This is a genomic window from Mucilaginibacter sp. cycad4 (genome assembly GCF_034263275.1).
Lineage (GTDB): Bacteria > Bacteroidota > Bacteroidia > Sphingobacteriales > Sphingobacteriaceae > Mucilaginibacter.
In genome coordinates this window covers 1451302-1471798 of the sequence record NZ_CP139559.1, presented here as the reverse complement: position 1 = coordinate 1471798, position 20497 = coordinate 1451302, and the positions used below count along the sequence as shown (strand labels likewise).

Here is a 20497-nt window from a genome sequence, read left to right as displayed (position 1 = left end):
AGCGAACAAATAAGAAATTTCCATACTAATTTTTCCGAATTAATCTAATTACACGAATTTTAAATTTACATCATTAAAAAATTCGTGTAATTCGATTAATTGTAGCAAACGTCAAAAGCAATTCGTGTAAAAATTTCTGATTCTGATTATTTAAAACCTGATGCTACCTTGATTGATTAATAAGGGTATGCATTACCTGGTCTTTAAGCTGCCTGCTGATCGGGACCTCAAACGTGCCAATATTCAGCATATTCCCCTCTATCGATGTAATTTTATTATTGGCAACAATGTATGATTTATGCGTTTGCATGAATTTACGCGAAGGCAGTTTTTCGGCAAAGGCCCGCAGAGTACTGTGGGTTATGATCTTACGCGCAGGGGTATAAACCTCTACATAATTTTCCATGCCTTTGATGAACAGCACATCGTCAAAAATTATCTTTTCGAGCTTACCATTACTTTTAACAAACAGGTAGTCAGCAACTTCTGCGTTGTTTCTTAAATCAAAGTAATCCTTAGCTTTAAAGGCAGCCTTCATAAAGCGCTCAAACGGAATGGGTTTAAGCAGGTAGTCGAGCACATCCAGATCAAAACCATCGGTAGCATATTCTTTAAATGCCGTCGTGAAGATCACTTTGGGCGGATTGGGCAGCGAACGAATAAATTCAACGCCGGTTAAGTGCGGCATCTGGATATCAAGGAACAGCAGGTCTACCTGTTGCCGGGCCAGCAAGGCCCCCAATTCCATTGCGTCTTCACATTGTGCTTTCAGGTCAAAAAAACCGGCTTTTGAAACATAGCCTTCCAAACCCTTACGGGCAAAGGGCTCATCGTCGGTAATAATGCAGCTAATTAATGCCATCTTTTATATATTCAATTCAAGTATCGCTGTGTAATGATCGTCTTCGCGACCTGCAGTTAGCTTATGTTTACCCGGGTAAAGTAGCTGTAACCTACGGCCTAAATTTTCTAAACCAATGCCGCTGTAGCTATCAGGGGCCTTCATATTAACCGGCACATCGTTATAAACTTTAAAAACAAATTTATCGTCAATAATGCATCCTTCAATAGCTATTTTATATTCACCTCCTATATATTTAAAGGCGTTTTCAACCAGTGGCAGCAAGAGCAGCGGATAAATCAGCTGATCGGTTAAACATCCTTCAAAATTAACACTAAGCTGCATTTTGCTGCTCGCCCTGATCTGCTGCAGGCGGATATAATTTTCAAGATACTCCAGTTCCTGCTTAATGGGCACTTGCTGGTGTTGGTCATAAAGCTGATAGCGCAAAAGGCTCGATAATAACTCGGTACTCTTTTTGGCACCGGGCACATCATCATCCATCTGGAAATAAATAGTGTTCAGCGCATTAAATAAAAAATGCGGATGGTACTGGGCTTTCAAAAACTTCAACTCCGTTTCCAGTTGGTCATTGGTTAACTTTTCCAGTTGCATCTTATTATTTACATAAGCCTTTAGCCAGGTGCTGCTACGTGCAATGCCATAATAAACAATAGCGTACAAGGTGGGGATCATATTAATATCGGCCACATCTGCCCATGGCAATAACTCATCTATGCCCTGGGTTACGTGCAGGGCCATTACCATCGGAACAAATACTACGTTCACCAATATCAAATTTGCTCCCCCCAATATGGCCAACTCCCGCACTACGGCCCTGTAGGATAGCTGTACGGTCCGGCGCCTGTCATAGTACGTAAAAAGCCTTTCAAAAATGTAGATTGCCAAATAGCCCACCAATATTGAACAGGCCATTTCAATGCCATTAACATAAAAATCCCTTTCCCAAAAATGCTGGCCAATGTCAGTATCATGCAATAGCCGTATGGTAAAATATACCAATAAGCCATACAATGCCGGAAAAATGTACTTCCTGAAAAATTTCATACTGTTAAATTAAAAATTTCATGTAGAAAGCGCTTCAACAGGCTTTATTTCTTCTAAAGGTAATTCGATAATTGATTTACGTTTATCCCTGGGTTTCATACCGAATAAAAACCGGGTTAACGCGTACGGGCGAACCAGTAAATGATAGATAAGCACCGTTACAAAAAAGGTAATGCCCACGGTATAAACGTATTTTGAAAGGATGCTTTCATTTTGCGTTTGCACAATATAATAGGCCAATAACACAATAACGGTTTGGTGCAATATGTAAAACGGATATACCGCCTGGTTTAAATAATTAAGTACCCTGTGGGTACGGTTAAGATAATGCTTGCCATAGCCAACCAGCGCCAGCACCCATCCCCAGGCAATTATTGGCCGCAAAGCCGTAAAGGCATACGAAAACGCGATATTTTGAAAAGGCCAGAGGGGATGCAATGGTTCGATGCCGTTCCAGCGCATTACTTCCCATGTCATCAGGCTTAAAAAACCGATGGTTAAGGCGAAACGGCGGTTCCGCTCAAGACTGTCCATCAGTTTAGGCTGAAGGATACAGATAAAGCCAGCCAGCAGAAAAAACAGCCAGTAAACAAAGTAACTACCGTCATGGATCAGGTCGTTGGTTTCGGGCAGGTCCCAGCTGGTAAAGGTAAACCACAGGATTCCGGGTAGCATTAGTAGGTATACAAATTTCCCTTTAGCCAAAATGGTAAGTCTTTGTTTAAAGGTATTGCTTTGGGGCGAGATCATCCAGGCAAATAAAGGCGCAAATATCAGATCATAAAGAAACAGGTAGGCGATAAACCAAAGGTGGTGCCAGCTGAAATTACCTTTAGGATAAGGCTGAAAGCTAAATGTACTTGGATAAAAATCCAGGAACGACCCTTTGTAGCCATTGGCCAAACGTTCCATGTAGATTTGCGGCGGCACAATGATGAACATGCCCACCAAAAGCGGAATAAAAAGCCGGCGGAAACGCAAACCTATGAAACTGAGTGTAGAACGCCGCTGCATCATGTAGTAACTCACGGTACCTGAAATAAAAAAGAGCAGCGGCATGCGAAAAAGGTGCAAAAAATGATTTGATTCCATCATCAGGTTGCTGGTTTCGTGATTTTTGATGTGCCAGCCATCCTCGGCAACAAAAGGCATTGCCGAATGAAAAAATAACACCCCCAATATGGATAAGATCCTCAACCAATCGAGGTAAGTTTGACGTTGTGTGGTTTCCATAATTTCTTCTTTTTGATCAAAAGAAGTCACAACCCATCGCTCCATAAAATTACTTTGACCAACGGTAAAAAACCTTTGACCATTGGTAGAATATTTGCGGCGCGGTGATAACACCGGCCACAGGCTTTTCTAAATTCCCTCCCTTGGGAGGGGTGTGGTTGGAATGTGTTATGGCAGGGAGGGGTTTCTACATCATTAAAGCGAATAAGTTTGGCGATGAAACCCCTCCCTACACCCTCCCAAGGGAGGGAATCACACGATCCCCTGCTTTTTTTTACTAAACAAACATCAGCGAAATCAACGCAATCAAAAAAATCAACGCTCAGCCCCGCATAAATGGATTAAAATTCCTTGTCCCGATCTCCATCCCCGCAGCCCGGCAAACGGTTTTATCGCCAAACTTAAAGTTGATCTGATCCATAGCCTGGTAAAGTTTGATGCGTTCTTCATTGTCCTCAAACAGGTTGATCTGATAGCTGCCGGTACAAAGATCGCTCAGCCTTACACCTATCAGCCTGATGGGACGATGCTGGTCCCAGGCCATTTTAAGCAGGTTTTTCACACCAGGAATCAGGATATGTTCGGCCGCTGTAAGTGCTATTTTTTGCTGCTGGGTATGTGTTTCAAAATTGCCATAACGCAGTTTGATAGCCAGGCATGATGAAAGTTTGTTCTCTCGCCTGAGTTTTGAGGACAGCTCCTCGGTCATGGACACTAAAGTAGTTTCAAGGGTACGATGGTCGGACACGTTGGTATGAAAAGTATGCTCTGTGCTGATGGATTTCCTGTCGGAGTTAGCAACGATTTCACCATGGTCTATCCCATTAGCTTTTTCCCAAAGTGAATGCCCGTATTTCCCGAAAATGGTTTCAAGGAAGCGGATATTGGTACGCTGCAAATCGCCTATCTTTTCAATGCCATATTGATATAACTTATTGCAGGTGCTCTCTCCCAAGCCTGGGATCTTACCGATATTTAGCGGGGCCAGAAATTTCAACTCATCACCATGTTTTACAAACATTTGTCCGTTGGGCTTGGCCTGGTTGGTGGCCATTTTAGCTATCGTTTTGCCGGATGCCATGCCAAATGAAATAGGCAGACCGGTTTCCTTTGTGATCTTCTGCCTTAGCTTACTTGCTTCGTGGTAGCAATCATAAAAACGATCCATGCCGGTATAATCTATATAAAACTCATCAACCGATGTTTTTTGGTACAAAGGCACCGTATCGTGAATGATCTGTGTAACCTCCCGCGAGGCCTCCCCATACCGCCCGTGCGATCCGCGGATAAGGATTGCATGCGGGCAAAGCTTAAGTGCCTGCTTGGTAGGCATTGCCGAATGCACACCAAATGCCCTCGCCTCATAACTGCATGAAGCTACCACTCCCCTTTCGGGCGAACCACCGATGATCACAGGCTTACCGATCAGCTCGGGATGAAACTTTCGTTCCACCGAAACGAAAAACGAGTCGAGGTCGATATGTACAATATGCCGCTTAGCTTCCACACAACAAATATGAAAATTAATTTGGTATTTTACTAATTTTTTTAGCAAATTTGAAATAACAAAAATGATACGCCCAATGAGTATATATGAAGATTATCTGATGTTATTATCCCCTCCCGAAATGGTGAAGCATGAGATTGCGCGTTACAAAAAAGCATCGGCAAAGCTCATTGGCAATTATAAAAGTATGGATTCGCCTGCTCATATCTCTGTACAGCATCTTGAAAGGCAAAAGCCTTTTATGGCCGATAAAAACCTGGACTTGATGGAACAGGGACTGAATACTATGCCCCCGGTATTATTGCACATGGATGGATTTTATCATTTCACCCACCTGCATAACCGCATGACCATTTATGCCAATATCCGCGCAACGCCCGCTACCGACGAATGGTTTAACACTTTAAAAAAGACGCTGCGTATCAAAAAGAATATCGTCCCGCACATAACTGTTGTGCGCGATATCCACGAAAAAGATTTTGATACTCTTTGGCCGCATTTCAGGCATAAAAAGTTGCTGGAGCCATTTTGGGTTAAAGAACTTACCATTTTAAAACGGGATACACTTGATGCCTTTGCCAAATGGAATAAGTTTAAAGTTTTTGAATTTAAAAATATGACCGGCCCCGGCTATACCCGCGATGAGCTGGAAATGCTTAAAGCCGGTGATCCCGATCAGATCAATTTATTCATTTAAAATAATAATCATGGACTACGCATTTTATCATTTTATCCTCCCGATACCTGATCATGTAGATGTTATGATCCGGAAACTAAAAAACGAAGCAAAGCGCGTTATAGGCAATTACCCCAGCATGCATGCCCGGGCGCATATTACTATAAATAATTATCCGCGTAAACCGCTTGATGTAGACGTTCAGGGTTTCTCGTTCCTGAGCAGGAAACTTAGTTTGCTGCCTCCGGCTATTTTTGAAATAGATGGGTTTGATTGTTTTAATGAAGGTAATAACTACAATAAAACCATTTTTGCAAAGCTTAAACTTACCGGGCAAAACCAATACTGGCTTAAATTACTAAAAGATATAGTTGGCGATAGTAGTACTATACCTCATATTACCGTAGCAAGGGCCATAACACCCGAACAATTTAACCTGCTTTGGCCACATTTTCAAAAGAGGGAAATGAAGGTAAAATTTGTTGTTAACCGGCTTACTATTTTGAAAAATTTGTTGCTGGATCTCGACCAGCATGCCAAAACTTATCGGGAATTTGAATTTCGGGGAGATGAAAACGTGTTAACGATGTACGATAATCTGGCTATAGCAGAGCAAATTAAAAATTATCCATCTATAAATCAACAGATAAGCCTTTTTTAACATTTTCTTAACCATAAACGCTACCTTTTTCTATATTTGCGCCGGGGTAAGTCTTTTACGGCCAGCTCCTCTTGAACTCCCCCAGGGTGGGAACACAGCAAGGGTAGAGAGTTGAGCGGCGCGATAAAAGTAGCTTACCCTTTTTTATTTTCTTATTTTTGCCGCACCGGCAAACATGCCCCGACCCCGCACCGGTTCATGATTTCTTTAATTTCTTAACTGTATATAAATGCTCGATATATTCATTATTGGTGGTGGCCCGATAGGTTTAACTTGCGGACTTGCTGCTCAAAAAGCCGGTTTAAGCTTTGTAATTGTCGAAAAAGGCACGCTTGTAAATTCATTGTACAACTATCCTGCTACCATGACATTTTTCTCAACTTCCGAGAAACTGGAGATTGGCGGCGTTCCATTTGTTACCGTACATAACAAACCTACCCGTAACGATGCATTGGAGTATTACCGCCGTGTAGCACTGTCAAATAACCTGCCTATTCATCTTTTTGAAGAAGTTACCGAAGTAAAACCCGAAGATGGCTTTTATACTATTATTACAAAAAAGGCAACCTACCAGGCTAAAAAAGTGATTCTGTCAACCGGCTTTTATGATATTGCGGTAAACCTTGATATTCCCGGCGAAAACCTCCCCAAAGTAAAGCACTATTACCAGGACCCTCATTATTATACCCTGCAAAAAGTGGTGGTAGTTGGCTCAAGCAATTCGGCTATTGATGTGGCGCTTGAAACCTACCGTAAAGGTGCCGAAGTAACATTGGTGATCCGCGGCAGCGAAGTGAGCAACCGGGTTAAATACTGGGTACGGCCCGATATTATTAACCGCATTAAAGAAGGCAGCATTAAAGCCTATTTCAGTTCAAATCTCGAAGCTATTAGGGAAAACGAAGTCGACATTAAAACCCCGGAAGGATTAATTACCATCCCCAACGATTTTGTAATGGCGATGACAGGCTATAAACCTAATTTTGAGTTCCTTAAAAAGCTTGGTATCATCCTTTCTGAAGATAAATTTATCCCCCAATACAATCCCGAAACCATGGAAACAAACATGCCCGGTTTATACCTTGCGGGCGTGGTTTGCGGCGGCCTGGATACCCACCTTTGGTTTATCGAAAATTCAAGGGTACATGCTGATATGATTATCGCCGATATTGTGGAAAAAAGGTGAATGGTTGATTAGGTTGATTGGGTGAGTAGTTACGCTTGCAGGCCAGAAAGTTACGATAAAAATAAAACCATTCACCCAATCAACCTAATCAACCACTCACCAAACAACAAATAATCACATTTTTTTCTTGTATAAATAAAATTTTATAGCCTATTTTGCAGCGAAATTAAAAACACAGTAATTCAATAAAAAAAATGAATACACCAAGCTTAAATAAGCCCGCAACAAGAGCAACATTTGCTCCGGCTGCCGCTGCCTTGGGTTCAACTGTTTTTTTAAACTGCCCTCCCCGACGAAGGACCTACATGCCCCGGGTTTGAATTAATTTTTCTCCTGCCCACACAAAAAGAGTTTTTTAAACTTCTTTTTAAAAAAACCATCTAATTATTTAAGGCTGATAAAGCCAATTAATTTCACGGTAATTATCTATTTAAATGACAATACAAGATTTTGATATTCAGGTTGCTACTGCACAGCATGTAGATTATGCCACTATGATTTGCGATGAGATGGCCGAATCGGCCAAGGCACGCGGAACTGGTATAGCCACACGTTCACCCGAATATGTTGCCAATAAAATGTTGGAAGGCAAAGCGGTTATAGCCTTGCATAAAGACGGCACCTGGGCCGGTTTTTGCTACATTGAAACATGGAGCCACGGCGACTTTGTTGCCAACTCGGGCCTTATTGTTAATCCGCAGTTCCGTAAGGCGGGATTGGCAAAGGCCATCAAGCACCGCATTTTCCAGTTATCGCGCACCAAATATCCCGATGCCAAAATATTCGGATTAACAACCGGTTTAGCTGTAATGAAGATCAACTCGGAGCTTGGCTACGAGCCGGTTACCTACTCCGAACTTACCCAGGATGAAAACTTTTGGGCAGGCTGCAAAAGCTGCGTAAACTTTGATATTTTAACCAGCAAAGGTCGCAAAAACTGCATGTGCACTGCTATGCTTTTTGATCCCGCCGAAAAACAAAAAGAATACGAAGAAAAGATGCAGCGCATAACCCACAAGGCGACACTTTTAGAGCGCATTGAAAACGCCATCAAAAAACGTATAGGGCACGTGGAAAGTTAAGCTGAAGGCTTAATGACAATTAACAAAACAGATCACCATAATTGATAAGTAAAGCTTTAAGCCTTATGCTTTTAGCTTTAAGCTCACCAAAAACATGAAGAAAAAAGTAGTATTAGCTTATAGCGGGGGTTTGGATACCTCATTTTGCTGTATTTATTTAACAAAGGACCTTGGTTATGAGGTTCATTCGGTTATTGTAAATACCGGCGGTTTTAGCGAGGAAGAGTTAAAAGGCGTTGAAGAACGCGCTTATAAAATGGGCGTAACTTCACACCATGTGGTTGATGAAACCGAAAACTTTTACAATACCTGCGTACGCTTTTTAATTTACGGTAACGTATTAAAAAACAACACCTATCCGCTATCTGTAAGTGCCGAACGCGTAAGCCAGGCAACTGCTATTGCTAATTACGCTAAAGAAATTGGTGCCGAATTTGTTGCCCATGGCAGTACCGGTGCCGGTAACGACCAGGTGCGTTTTGATATGATCTTTAACATCCTTGTTCCGGAAGTAAAGATCATCACCCCTATCCGCGACCTGAAACTGAGCCGCGAAGAAGAGATCGAATACCTGAAAAAACATGGTGTTGATATGAACTTCGAGAAAGCTAAATACTCTATCAACAAAGGGATTTGGGGCACATCAGTTGGTGGTAAAGAAACACTTACTTCAAACCTGGGCTTGCCTGAAGAAGCATGGCCTACACAGGTAACTGCATCTGAAGTAAAAGACCTTGTGCTTACTTTTGAAAAAGGTGAATTAGTAGCCATTGGTGATGAAAAATATGATCATCCAACCAAGGCTATCCAGGCTTTGCAGGCTATCGCTCAGCCTTATGGCATTGGCAGGGATATTCACGTTGGTGATACTATTATCGGCATTAAAGGTCGAGTTGGCTTTGAAGCCGCCGCCCCTATGGTTATCATCAAAGCTCACCATACTTTAGAGAAACACGTGTTAACCAAATGGCAGCTTTCATGGAAAGATCAGTTATCATCTTTCTACGGCAACTGGCTGCATGAAGGCCAGTTTCATGATCCTATCATGCGCAATGTCGAAGCGTTCCTCAACGACACCCAGAAAAATGTTACCGGTAAAGTATTTGTTCAATTGCATCCATATCGCTTCCAGGTAATAGGTATCGAATCACCGTACGACCTGATGTCGAACAAGTTTGGCAGCTATGGCGAAATGAACAATGCATGGAGCGGCGAAGACGTTAAAGGTTTCTCCAAAATATTTGGCAACCAGGTAATGATCTATCATAAGGTTAACGCCGCCCCCCAGCCCCCTGAAGGGGGAGCAAATGCTCAATAAAGAAAAAATGGCCGATCCAACAAATCAATCACACGTTCAAGTCTCTCCTTCAGGGGGCGGAGGGGGCATCGTTTTTTCAAAAGGCGAATGCTTAAAACATTATAACTGGGGCGACGATTGCCATGGATGGACTTTCATTGATACTGACGTTTTATCCGTTAAGCAGGAGCTAATGCCGCCAGATACTGCTGAGCAATTGCATTATCATGAAAAAGCCACACAAGTATTTTTTATTTTAAAAGGACGGGCTACGTTTTCGATAGACGGCGAGGTTACAGTATTGAAGCCCGAACAGGGCATTGAGATCCATCCCGGTCAAAAGCATTTCATCAGCAATAACGACCGGAGCGACCTCGAGTTTATTTTATATTCATATCCATCTACAAATAATGATCGGATAAATTTAGCCCCCTAACCCCTAAAGGGGAAACAATAGTTTGAAATTATGACAGAATTTAAAGATAAGAAAGCCACCAATCAGGCATCCCCTTTAGGGGGCGGGGGGGGCGTCCGTGCAGGTATAGTTGGTGGTGCAGGGTACACCGGGGGCGAAATGCTTCGGATCCTGATCAACCACCCTAACGTGGAGATAGTTTTTGTGCATAGCAACAGCAATGCCGGTAACTATGTTTACGAAGTGCATACCGACCTGTTTGGCGATACCGATCTTAAATTTGCATCTGAGCTATCCACAGATATTGATGTACTTTTCCTTTGTGTTGGTCATGGCGATGCTAAAAAGTTTTTGGAAGCGAATGCTATTCCCGATTCAGTTAAGATCATTGACTTGAGCCAGGATTTCAGGCTTAATCAAACCTCAACTTTAAACGGTAAAAGCTTTGTTTACGGATTACCTGAATTAAATCGCGAAGCCATTAAAACGGCTGCTAACATTGCCAATCCGGGTTGCTTTGCTACCTGTTTGCAATTGGGGCTGCTTCCGCTGGCATCAAAGGGTTTGCTGAATAATGAGGTTCATGTTACAGCAACAACAGGCTCAACCGGTGCAGGCCAAAGCTTGTCGCCTACTTCGCATTTTACCTGGCGTAACGATAACCTTTCTGTTTACAAGGCTTTCAGTCACCAGCATTTGAATGAGATTGGTCAGTCGTTAAGGCAATTACAGGCGGGTTTTGATAAGGCCATCAACTTTATTCCCTATCGGGGTGACTTTACCCGCGGCATTATTGCTTCAATTTACACTGAAAGCGATTTGAGTGAGGAAGAAGCTTTAGCTCTTTACCAAAACTATTACGATGGCCATCCATTTACGCATGTAACCAACCGTAATATCGATTTAAAGCAAATTGTGAACACCAACAAATGCTTTATCCAGGTAAAAAAACACGATAACAAAATATTCATTATCAGCATAATGGATAACTTACTTAAAGGCGCTTCCGGCCAGGCAGTACAGAACATGAACTTATTGTTCGGGCTGGACGAGCGCGCAGGCTTACGACTTAAAGGAATAGCTTTTTAGCCCCCCTGCCCCCGCCAACTGGCGGGGGAGTAATAGTTTAATATTAATTTTAATTGCCTTTTAGGCTTCAACAATATGAATCTGTTCGACGTTTATCCTATAAATCCCATCAACATAGTAAGAGGACAAGGCAGCTTGGTTTATGATGCTCAGGATACTGAATACCTGGATATGTATGGCGGTCACGCTGTAATCTCTATCGGTCATACCCACCCGCATTATGTGAAGCGTTTGGAAGACCAGCTTCATAAGCTTGGCTTTTACTCTAATTCTATCGAGATCCCAATTCAAAAAGAATTGGCTCAAAAATTAGGCAAAGTTTCGGGTAAGGAAGATTATCAATTATTCCTGTGTAACTCAGGTGCCGAGGCTAATGAGAATGCATTGAAACTGGCTTCTTTTTACAACGGTAAAAAGAAAGTTATCGCTTTCAGTAAATCATTCCATGGCCGTACCTCATTGGCGGTTGCTGTAACCGACAATCCAAAGATCGTTGCCCCTATCAATGAAACTGATAACGTGATCTTTTTGCCATGGGCTGATGAAGCTGCGCTGGAAGAAGCATTCAAAAACAATGAAATTTCTTCGGTAATTATTGAAGGCATCCAGGGTGTTGGTGGTATCCAGGTTGCTCCTGAAACCTTCCTGCAAAAGATCCGTTCATTGTGCGACGAATATAATGCCGTTTTCATTGCTGATTCCGTACAGTGCGGTTACGGTCGTACAGGTAAATTCTTCTCGCATGATTTTGCCGGTGTAGATGCCGATATTTACAGTATGGCTAAAGGGATGGGTAATGGTTTCCCTGTTGGAGGCATCATTATTTCGCCAAAAATACAGCCGGCATATGGCATGTTAGGTACAACTTTTGGTGGCAATCACTTAGCTTGCGCCGCAGGTTTAGCTGTTCTTGAAACTATGGAACAGGATAACCTGCTGCAAAATGCTGCCGAGGTTGGCGGCTACTTAATAAAAGAGCTTAACAAGCTGGAGCAGGTTAAAGAAGTTCGCGGTCGTGGTTTGATGATCGGTATCGAATTACCTGAAGAATTAGCCCATGCACGTAAAGAATTGCTGAACAAGCACCATATATTTACCGGCGAAGCTAAACCAAACGTGATCAGGCTGTTACCTGCCTTGAATTTGACTAAGGCCCACGCCGATAGGTTCCTGGAAGCTTTTGTAAATGTATTGAATCAATAAGAAGCCCCCTCTAAACGGCGTAGCCCTCATGAGCGCTAAAAAATAATAATTGCGAATAATCTCCCCCTGAAGGGGGAGACTTAAAAAATAAATAGCAGAACAACTCACCCAATAATTGTAAAGTTCATGAAACTATTCTCTTCTGTTAATGATGTTGCCGATGTTAACGCACTTGTAAAAGAGGCATTGGCACTTAAGCAGGATCCCTTTGCACACCAGCAACTTGGTAAAAATAAAACACTGGCCCTGGTGTTTTTAAACCCAAGTCTGCGTACCCGTATGAGCACACAAAAAGCAGCCCTTAACCTGGGCATGAATGTGATGGTGCTTAATATCGATAAAGAAGGCTGGGCACTTGAACTCCGCGATGGCGTGATCATGGACGGTACTACCGTTGAGCATATCCGCGAAGCAGCAGGCGTTATGGGGCAATATGCTGATATTATTGGCGTACGTTCGTTCCCCGGCTTAAGGAACCGTGAGGAAGATTATAGCGAGATGATTTTTAACAAGTTTGTTGAGTTTTGCAAAGTACCGGTTGTGAGCCTGGAATCGGCCACACGTCACCCGCTGCAAAGTTTGGCCGACTTGATCACTATTGAAGAGCTGAAAACAACAGCGCGTCCTAAAGTGGTTTTAACCTGGGCGCCGCATATCAAACCTTTGCCGCAGGCCGTACCTAACTCATTCTCTGAGTGGATGTGCAAGGCCGATGTCGACTTTACAATTGTACAACCTAAGGGCTATGAGCTTTGTACCGATTTTACACAGGGTGCAAACATCACTTACAACCAGGATGAAGCTTTGGCAGGCGCAGACTTTATCTACGTAAAAAACTGGTCGGCTTATGAGCCTTATGGCAATATATTAGGCAAACATGAAGAGTGGATGCTTACCAATAAAAAGCTGGAGTTAACCAACAATGCTAAAGTAATGCATTGTTTACCGGTACGCCGCAACTTAGAGTTATCGGACGAAATACTTGACGGACCAAATTCTATTGTGGTGCATGAAGCAGGTAACCGTGTTTGGGCCGCGCAGGCTGTACTTAAACAGATGTTGGAGAGCTTATAATTAATAGCTATTCATTTAAAGGCAAGAGTCAAGTTGTACTGGTCTTGGCTCTTGCTTCTTCCCTTCTTAAATCTTTCCTCAATGTATACTCCCAAACATTTCCAGTTAACGGATGAGCAGGAAGCGATCAGCTTTATGCAACGTTATAGCTTTGCAACAATTGTTACCGCTACTGACAATGTTCCGTTTGCTACCCACATCCCATTCCTGGTAAGTAAACGCGATGATAAAATTGTTCTTTCATCACATTTCGCCAGGGCTAATCCGCAGGCTGCCGAAATTATAGGCAAGGACATCCTGGTGATCTTTACCGAGCCCCACGCCTATATCTCGCCCAAACATTACGAAAAGGAAACCAACGTACCTACCTGGAATTATATCGCGATACATGCCTATGGTAAAGCTACAATACTACCCGAAGGTGAACAAACTGCTGGTCTGTTGGTGCAAATGATAAGTAATTATGAGGCCGATTATCTTATCCAATGGAATAGCCTGCCTGATGAATACAAGCAACGAATGATGAAAGGGATTGTAGCTTTTGAGATCATTGTTGATGACCTTCAGGGTAAACAAAAGCTTAGTCAAAACCGCACCGAAACCGAACGGGAAAATATCATCACAGCGTTAGGTAATAGTGAAGATACCGTTGAAGCTGAGATTGGCAAATACATGTCGCGCCTAAAATAATTGACTGCCGGGGGTAACTACCGCGGGTTTAGCGATAGCGTAACCTGTGGGGCATATCAGTTAAGTTTTCAACTTAACTACTGAAGTTAAAAACTTCAACCATGGCTAACCACGGGTTACGCTATCGCTAAACCCGCGGCAGAATTATAGAATGTTTTACTCTTCTATCTTTTTGGAAGCACTGTTGATCATTTTGTTTAAGGTTAGCCCTTGCACAATCACTGAAAATATCACGATAAAATAGCTTCCCGACAAAATCAGGTGCCGGTATGGCGTATTGGGTAATGACAACGCAAGGGCTATAGATATGGCTCCCCGTAAGCCTGCCCAGGTCATGATGTTGATATTGCCATAATTTACTTTAAGTGTATGCCTTAAAAACGTGAGCGGCAGCATGATACTCATCCAGCGGGCTATTAAAACAGTAACAATAGAGATGCTTCCCGTTACCCAGTAATTATTTACAAAAGGCAGGTTAACCAGTTGCAGGCCAATCATCACAAATAAAATGGTGTTGAGGATCTCATCAACCAGCTTCCAGAATTTTTCCAAAGCCTCGTGCGACCGTTCTTTATTATCCTGATTGATGGATTGGCCTCCGGCAAATAATCCGGCTATAACAACTGACAGTGGAAGTGAGAAACCAAGTAATACCGCCAGCACCGATAAACCCATTACTAAAGCAAGCGAGATCAATACGATAGTCTGAAAATCTTTAACCGAGTGCATCAGCCGATGAGCAACATAACCTAAAATGCCACCGGCTACCATCCCTCCTATAATTTCTTTTACGATAAGCATCGTTACTTTAGCTAACTCAATTTTCTCTTCTCCCACACGGGCTATCTCCAGGATAATCACAAACAGGATCAGCCCTATCCCATCATTAAAAAGGGATTCGCCCGAAATAATGGTTTCAAGATTGGCAGGTAATTTTGAATTACGGATAATGGCCGCAACCGCCACAGGATCAGTTGGTGAGATCAAAGCGCCGAACAACAGGCAATAGATCAGCGGCATATGGATATGAAAAACCGGGGCTACGTAGAACAACAAGAACCCAAATACCGCGGTTGAAATAATAACCCCCAATGTACTCAATACAAATACCGGGCGCATCTCTTTCTTCAGCTTCCGGCCATCCAAATTAAATGAACTTGAAAAAAGCAGGAAACCAAGCAGCACATTCAATACTGCTTTTGAAAAATTGATATTTTTGGCGAGTGTCCCCAGGTAATCGGCTATCGATGAATCAATTTTATCAACGATAAGTATGGTGATAGAAGTAATGGTTGCCAGTAACACAATGCCAATGGTACCCGGCAGCTTGATAAAGCGGGCGTTAAGGTACGAGAAAATCGCGCTGACAATAACCAGTAAAGCAATTACAACAAACAGATCCATAAATACTTACATTTAAGGATTTAAAAGGCCTATTGTTTTGTTTTATCTCGATTCAGGATCGGTCATCCGGGTTTCGGTATCAAAATAGCGTACGATGAGTCGGTTGTCGCTGTTTTTGGTGAAATAGTTGATGGCCCAGCTAAAAAATATAATACCCTTATTGGTAAAGCCGGCCAAAGACATGATGTGTACAAATCCCCACACCAGCCAGGCAAAAAATCCCTGAAAATGGATCTTCCCCAAATCCGCCACCGCTTTATTACGTCCTATGGTTGCAAGCGAGCCTTTATCCCTGTATTTGAAGGGCACCAGCGGCTTACGCTCAAACATACGGTAAACGTTTTCGCCAAGGTTTTGCCCCTGCTGGATGGCCACGGGCGCTACTCCGGGATGCCCGTTTGGATATTCGTCGGTGATCATGGCGGCTACATCGCCTATGGCATAAATATTTTCGTAACCTTTTACCTTATTAAATTCATCAACCAGGATGCGGTTACCGCGGGCTATATTATCGGCAGAAATGCCTTCAGGGAATTCGCCCTTTACCCCTGCCGCCCAAAGTACGTTGCGGGTTAACAGTGATGTACCGTTATCTATCTTAAGCTCGTATCCATTATAGCTTTCCACGTGTACGCTGTTATAAATGGTCACGTCCATATCCTGCAAAAACTTCTTGGCCTTGGCCCTCGCCCCGGGCGAAAACGCGGCCAGCAGCTCCGCTTTACCTTCAACAAGGTAAACACTCATGCTATGTTTACGCAAACCATGGTAATCCTTCATTAATATCAGCTCGCGCATTTCGGCAAGGGCGCCGGATAACTCCACACCGGTTGGGCCACCGCCTACAACCACAAAGGTCATTAACGCCGCTTTTTCTTCCGGGTCTTTAGATACGAGCGACATCTCGAGATTTTGCAGGATCAGGCTCCTTAAGTTTAATGCCTCCGGGATATTCTTCATCGGCATGGCAAAATGCTCTATCTCTTTATTGCCGAAAAAATTGGTATTGGAGCCGGTTGCTATCGCGAGGTAATCATAATAAATGGTGCCGATATCGGTATCAAGCGTATTAGTTTCGGCATTGATCTTCTTCACCTCTGCAAGCGCGAAGCGAAAATTCTTTTGCCTCGTGAAGATCCGTCGCAACGGAAAACCAATTGAATCGGCTGCTATGGCGCCTCCTGCAACCTGGTACAACAAGGGCTGAAAGGTGTGATAATTGTGCTTATCAATCATCAGCACATCAACAGGTGCATCTTTTAGTTTTTTAGCTAAATGTATCCCGCCAAATCCACCCCCAATAATTGCCACCCGTGGCCTGGTATTCTTTTTTTGCTCCATAGATAGATATAAGCAAGGATAATGCCTTAAAGTTTTTCAATATTACTAATTCTTTCATAATCAAATTGTAAACTTAAACTGCAAATTCAATTATCCATTTTTAAATCAATATTTGAAAAAACACACTATATTTTCGTAATTTTAACAGTTTTCCGCTTAAAAAAGTGGAAATTTGACACTAAAAGAGTTATATTAACAGCTGGAATGAATAAAATTGATACAGATCATATCAAAACGGGTAAATTACCATCAAATAAGAGCCTTTATATAATCAAAATAGGTGGAAACGTTATTGATAACTCTGAAAACCTATATCATTTTTTAAAGGACTTTGAAGCGCTTGACGGCCTCAAGATCCTGGTACACGGAGGTGGCAAAGTGGCCACTCAAATGGCCGAAGATTTAGGTATCGAATCAAAAATGGTTGATGGGAGGCGCATTACCGATATTGAAACGCTGAGGGTGGTTACCATGGTTTATGGCGGCCTAATCAACAAAAATATAGTAGCGCAGCTGCAACGTTTTGGCAACAACGCCATTGGCCTGACCGGTGCCGATGGCAACTTTATTAAAGCGGTTAAACGGCCGGTAAAAACTATTGACTATGGTTTTGTAGGCGATATTGTTAAAGACTCTATCAACCCTGAAAATATAAGCCGGTTGATGGAAGCAGGCTTCACTCCCGTTTTCTGTGCTATAACGCACGACGGCGAAGGTCAGTTGCTAAATACCAATGCCGATACCATTGCTTCGGCGCTGGCGGTATCGTTATCGGGATTATATGAAACCACCCTCATATACTGTTTTGAGAAAAAAGGTGTGTTAAAAGATATCAATGACGAAGAATCGCTGATAAGGGAAATTAACCCGCAGCACTACGAAGAATTAAAAGTGGAAAGGATAATACATAGTGGTATGCTGCCGAAGCTTGACAACGCTTTTACCGCAATTGCCTGCGGTGTAAAAGCAGTAATTATTGGCAAGTCAGATGATCTTGGTCAATTGAAAGATAACAAACCATTTGGAACACGTTTAACTAAAAACGCATGAACGCACAACAGCACATTTCAATATTAGGCTCCGGTAACATAGGCCTGTCATTAGCCAAAGGTTTAGTTAAATCGGGGATTTGCAAACCCCAGCAAATATCGTTAACCCGCCGCAACGTAGCCGCGCTGGCCCAATATGCAGAGCAGGGGTATCATGTATCGGATAATAACCTGCGTGCCGTACGCAAAGCCGATATCGTTGTGCTGGCCGTACTGCCACAACAACTCAATAAACTGTTAGACGAAATTAAACCTTCGTTAAAGCCGGATAAGCAATTATTAATATCTGTTATTTCCGGCGTTAGCTGTGCAGATATCCGCCAGCATCTTGAGCTCAATGTACAGGTGATCAGGGCAATGCCGAACACCGCGATAGCCATAGGCCATTCCATGACCTGTATTGCCACCGATAACGGCACCAATAAAAATATCAACATGACCAAATCACTGTTTGATACGGTTGGTGTAACTATCCAGATCAATGAAGAATTAATGACCTCGGCTACTGCTTTGTGTGCCTGCGGTATCGCTTTCTTCCTGAGATCTATCCGTGCGGCTTCGCAAGGTGGTACCGAAATTGGGTTCCATGCACATGATGCCCTTAAAATGGCAGCCCAAACTGCCAAGGGAGCGGCCGACCTGCTGCTGCAACTGGCATCGCACCCTGAACAGGAAATTGATAAAGTAACTTCGCCAAGCGGCTGTACCATTGCCGGTTTAAATGAAATGGAGCACCATGGTTTTAGCTCGGCTATGATCAAGGGGATCCGTCTGTCGGCAGAAAAAGCAGGCGATTTGTATAAAAAAGACAATTAAAGCTAAAAGCCAAATGCTTAAAGCGGAAAGCATTAGTTAATTAAGCTTAAAGCGGAGAGCAAATAATCATTATATTTCGATCGTTTTGATAGGTTATATCAAAATGAGTTATTTTTAAAAAAGCAGTTTGGATACAAACTATTTGCATTCAATCAATTACCAATAGTTATAACCATTGGTACAGTTATGGTATCTGGCTGCCGATCTTTCAATATAAAATGTTAACAGTAGAAAAAATTGGCGGTACATCCATGACCGCTTTGGGTGATGTGATCAAAAACATTATCCTGTTTGAACGCAGCGGGGAACAACTTTATAACCGCATATTTGTAGTATCGGCATTTTCGGGGGTAACCAACCTCCTGCTCGAAAACAAAAAGACAGGCGCACCGGGCGTATACCACAAGCTTGCCAACTACAAGGATTTTCATACACCGCTAAAACAACTCATCACCCGTTTAAAGCAGATCAATAAAACGTATGAAGGGCTTGGTTTGAACATAGCCGAAGCTGATAAATACATTGAAACAAGGATAAAAGATGCACAAACCTATCTGGAGAACCTGGCTAATATCCTGGCTTCGGGTTACGTAGGTAAAGAAGGTATTTTACAGGCCGCACGCGAGATCCTGGCTTCGATAGGTGAAAGCCATTCGGCTTTTAACTTTACCAATATCCTGCAAAATATGGGGATCAATGCTACGTTGGTCGACCTGAGCGGCTTTCATGACCACCGCGCATTAACCATTGATCAGCGTATCAAAAAAGACCTTGCCCATATTGATTTTTCAAAAACCATCACCATTGTTACCGGCTACGCCAAAGGTACTGAAGGTATTATGCGCGAGTTTGATCGTGGCTACTCTGAAGTTACCTTCAGCAAAATTGCCGTTGCTGTACAACCGCAGGAAGCCATCATCCACAAAGAATATCACCTTTGTACTGCCGATCCTCAATTAGTTGGCGTTGAAAACTGTTTCCCGGTAGGTAATACCAACTATGACGTTGCCGATCAACTGGCCGACGTGGGCATGGAAGCTATCCACCCTAAAGCATCAAAACCGCTGGAAATAAATGATATCGACCTGCGGATCAAAAACACCTTCCAACCGGAGCACCCCGGTACGTTAATAACCCGCGAATATATTTGTGATAAGAAGCGTGTTGAGGTTATCACCGGTACCGATAAAGTGATCATGATCGATATTTACGATCCCTCAATGGTTGGCAACGTTGGTACCGATTTTCATATCATGCAGTTGTTTTACAAGTTTGGCGTTAGCTATAGTTTTAAGGCTACCAGCGCTAACAGTATTTCGATAGTGATATGGGAGAAAGATTACAATAAAAAACTGATCGGCGAACTGGAAGACAATTACGAAAAGGTTGCTGTTGAAAAAATGGCAATGGTTTGCCTGATAGGTTCCAACATGGATCAGCCGGGCTTACTGGCCAAATCGGCAACAGCATTGGCCCAAAAAGGGATCAATATCAAAAGCTGCGGCTTTGCATTAAGAATGGTCAACATCCAGTTTTTGATAGCCCGCGAAGATTTTGATGAGGCAATCCGCGCTTTGAACAAGGCGATGTGCTAATTTTTGAGGTGAAAGGCGAAAGGTTGTTTTATATCTCTATTTAACATAATGCCTTTCGCCTTTCGCCTTTCGCCTTTCGCCTTTCGCCTTTCGCCTTTCGCCTTTCGCCTTTCGCCTTTCGCCTTTCGCCTTTCGCCTTTCGCCTTTCGCCTTTCGCCTTTCGCCTTTCGCCTTTCGCCTTTCGCCTTTCGCCTTATAAAATGTAACTTTCACGTTGTTTATTTCATTAAGCCGTAAGTTTTCAGCATATTTAGGTTTTGACATCTTTCC

20 protein-coding genes and 1 other RNA gene are annotated in these 20497 nt (G+C 42.8%); 14 read left to right on the top strand and 7 right to left on the bottom strand.

The genetic code is table 11. The features are described 5' to 3' along the window. Positions 1-163 precede the first annotated feature (163 nt). From SNE26_RS06215 to dinB, 4 genes are all read right to left on the bottom strand, one after another. Positions 164-862: a LytTR family DNA-binding domain-containing protein gene (locus tag SNE26_RS06215; RefSeq protein WP_321558496.1), complete on the bottom strand. Its 699-nt coding sequence runs from the start codon at positions 860-862 to the stop codon at positions 164-166. A 3-nt stretch (positions 863-865) separates the two neighbouring features. Continuing rightward, on the bottom strand, positions 866-1909 hold the full coding sequence (locus SNE26_RS06210) for a histidine kinase (protein ID WP_321558495.1): 1044 nt from the start codon (positions 1907-1909) through the stop codon (positions 866-868). Between the two features lie 18 nt (positions 1910-1927). Next, positions 1928-3142, bottom strand: a complete 1215-nt coding sequence (locus SNE26_RS06205) for an acyltransferase family protein (RefSeq protein ID WP_321558494.1) — start codon at positions 3140-3142, stop codon at positions 1928-1930. Between the two features lie 322 nt (positions 3143-3464). Beyond that, positions 3465-4649 carry a DNA polymerase IV gene (dinB, locus tag SNE26_RS06200; protein WP_321558493.1) on the bottom strand — a complete coding sequence of 395 codons (1185 nt, stop codon included), beginning with the start codon at positions 4647-4649 and terminating at the stop codon, positions 3465-3467. A 76-nt stretch (positions 4650-4725) separates the two neighbouring features. Here dinB and SNE26_RS06195 point away from each other — a divergent pair, with 76 nt between their 5' ends. The 11 genes from SNE26_RS06195 to SNE26_RS06145 all read left to right on the top strand — a co-directional run bounded on the left by SNE26_RS06195 (position 4726) and on the right by SNE26_RS06145 (position 14022). Beyond that, the gene (locus tag SNE26_RS06195) at positions 4726-5346 is read left to right on the top strand and encodes a 2'-5' RNA ligase family protein (RefSeq protein ID WP_321558492.1); all 621 of its coding nucleotides are present in this window, start codon (positions 4726-4728) and stop codon (positions 5344-5346) included. A 10-nt stretch (positions 5347-5356) separates the two neighbouring features. Then, a complete protein-coding gene (locus tag SNE26_RS06190) occupies positions 5357-5986 on the top strand; it encodes a hypothetical protein (RefSeq protein ID WP_321558491.1) in 630 nt (209 codons plus the stop codon). A 44-nt stretch (positions 5987-6030) separates the two neighbouring features. Next, an RNA gene (ffs, locus tag SNE26_RS06185) (signal recognition particle sRNA small type) lies at positions 6031-6129 on the top strand. 86 nt (positions 6130-6215) lie between these two features. After that, a complete protein-coding gene (locus tag SNE26_RS06180; protein ID WP_321558490.1) occupies positions 6216-7172 on the top strand; it encodes a YpdA family putative bacillithiol disulfide reductase in 957 nt (318 codons plus the stop codon). A gap of 434 nt (positions 7173-7606) precedes the next feature. Next, a complete protein-coding gene (locus SNE26_RS06175; protein ID WP_321558489.1) occupies positions 7607-8254 on the top strand; it encodes a GNAT family N-acetyltransferase in 648 nt (215 codons plus the stop codon). Positions 8255-8348: 94 nt separating this feature from the next. Further along, positions 8349-9572 carry an argininosuccinate synthase gene (gene argG, locus SNE26_RS06170; RefSeq protein WP_321558488.1) on the top strand — a complete coding sequence of 408 codons (1224 nt, stop codon included), beginning with the start codon at positions 8349-8351 and terminating at the stop codon, positions 9570-9572. Continuing rightward, positions 9562-9987, top strand: a complete 426-nt coding sequence (locus SNE26_RS06165) for a cupin domain-containing protein (RefSeq protein WP_321558487.1) — start codon at positions 9562-9564, stop codon at positions 9985-9987. The genes argG and SNE26_RS06165 overlap by 11 nt, the downstream gene beginning before the upstream one ends. 138 nt (positions 9988-10125) lie before the next feature. After that, positions 10126-11055, top strand: a complete 930-nt coding sequence (argC, locus tag SNE26_RS06160; protein WP_373695598.1) for an N-acetyl-gamma-glutamyl-phosphate reductase — start codon at positions 10126-10128, stop codon at positions 11053-11055. Between the two features lie 75 nt (positions 11056-11130). After that, positions 11131-12258: an aminotransferase class III-fold pyridoxal phosphate-dependent enzyme gene (locus tag SNE26_RS06155; protein ID WP_321558485.1), complete on the top strand. Its 1128-nt coding sequence runs from the start codon at positions 11131-11133 to the stop codon at positions 12256-12258. A gap of 126 nt (positions 12259-12384) precedes the next feature. Further along, complete coding sequence (locus SNE26_RS06150; RefSeq protein WP_243487096.1) at positions 12385-13332, top strand: N-acetylornithine carbamoyltransferase; 948 nt, start codon at positions 12385-12387, stop codon at positions 13330-13332. An 81-nt stretch (positions 13333-13413) separates the two neighbouring features. Then, complete coding sequence (locus SNE26_RS06145) at positions 13414-14022, top strand: FMN-binding negative transcriptional regulator (RefSeq protein ID WP_321558484.1); 609 nt, start codon at positions 13414-13416, stop codon at positions 14020-14022. Between the two features lie 156 nt (positions 14023-14178). On the opposite strand, the gene SNE26_RS06140 is transcribed toward SNE26_RS06145, so the two are convergent. Further along, a complete protein-coding gene (locus SNE26_RS06140; protein ID WP_321558483.1) occupies positions 14179-15426 on the bottom strand; it encodes a sodium:proton antiporter in 1248 nt (415 codons plus the stop codon). A gap of 42 nt (positions 15427-15468) precedes the next feature. Then, entirely contained in the window at positions 15469-16767 is a 1299-nt protein-coding gene (locus SNE26_RS06135) for an NAD(P)/FAD-dependent oxidoreductase (RefSeq protein ID WP_321558482.1), read from the bottom strand. A 204-nt stretch (positions 16768-16971) separates the two neighbouring features. Between SNE26_RS06135 and argB the strand changes: the two genes are divergently transcribed. The 3 genes from argB to SNE26_RS06120 all read left to right on the top strand — a co-directional run bounded on the left by argB (position 16972) and on the right by SNE26_RS06120 (position 20227). Beyond that, the gene (gene argB / locus SNE26_RS06130) at positions 16972-17817 is read left to right on the top strand and encodes an acetylglutamate kinase (protein WP_321558481.1); all 846 of its coding nucleotides are present in this window, start codon (positions 16972-16974) and stop codon (positions 17815-17817) included. Continuing rightward, complete coding sequence (gene proC, locus SNE26_RS06125; protein WP_321558480.1) at positions 17814-18632, top strand: pyrroline-5-carboxylate reductase; 819 nt, start codon at positions 17814-17816, stop codon at positions 18630-18632. Before argB ends, proC begins: the two co-directional genes overlap by 4 nt. Before the next feature lie 218 nt (positions 18633-18850). After that, positions 18851-20227: an aspartate kinase gene (locus tag SNE26_RS06120; protein WP_321558479.1), complete on the top strand. Its 1377-nt coding sequence runs from the start codon at positions 18851-18853 to the stop codon at positions 20225-20227. Between the two features lie 36 nt (positions 20228-20263). Here SNE26_RS06120 and SNE26_RS06115 read toward each other — a convergent pair whose 3' ends face one another. Then, on the bottom strand, positions 20264-20491 hold the full coding sequence (locus tag SNE26_RS06115) for a hypothetical protein (protein WP_321558478.1): 228 nt from the start codon (positions 20489-20491) through the stop codon (positions 20264-20266). Positions 20492-20497 lie beyond the last annotated feature (6 nt).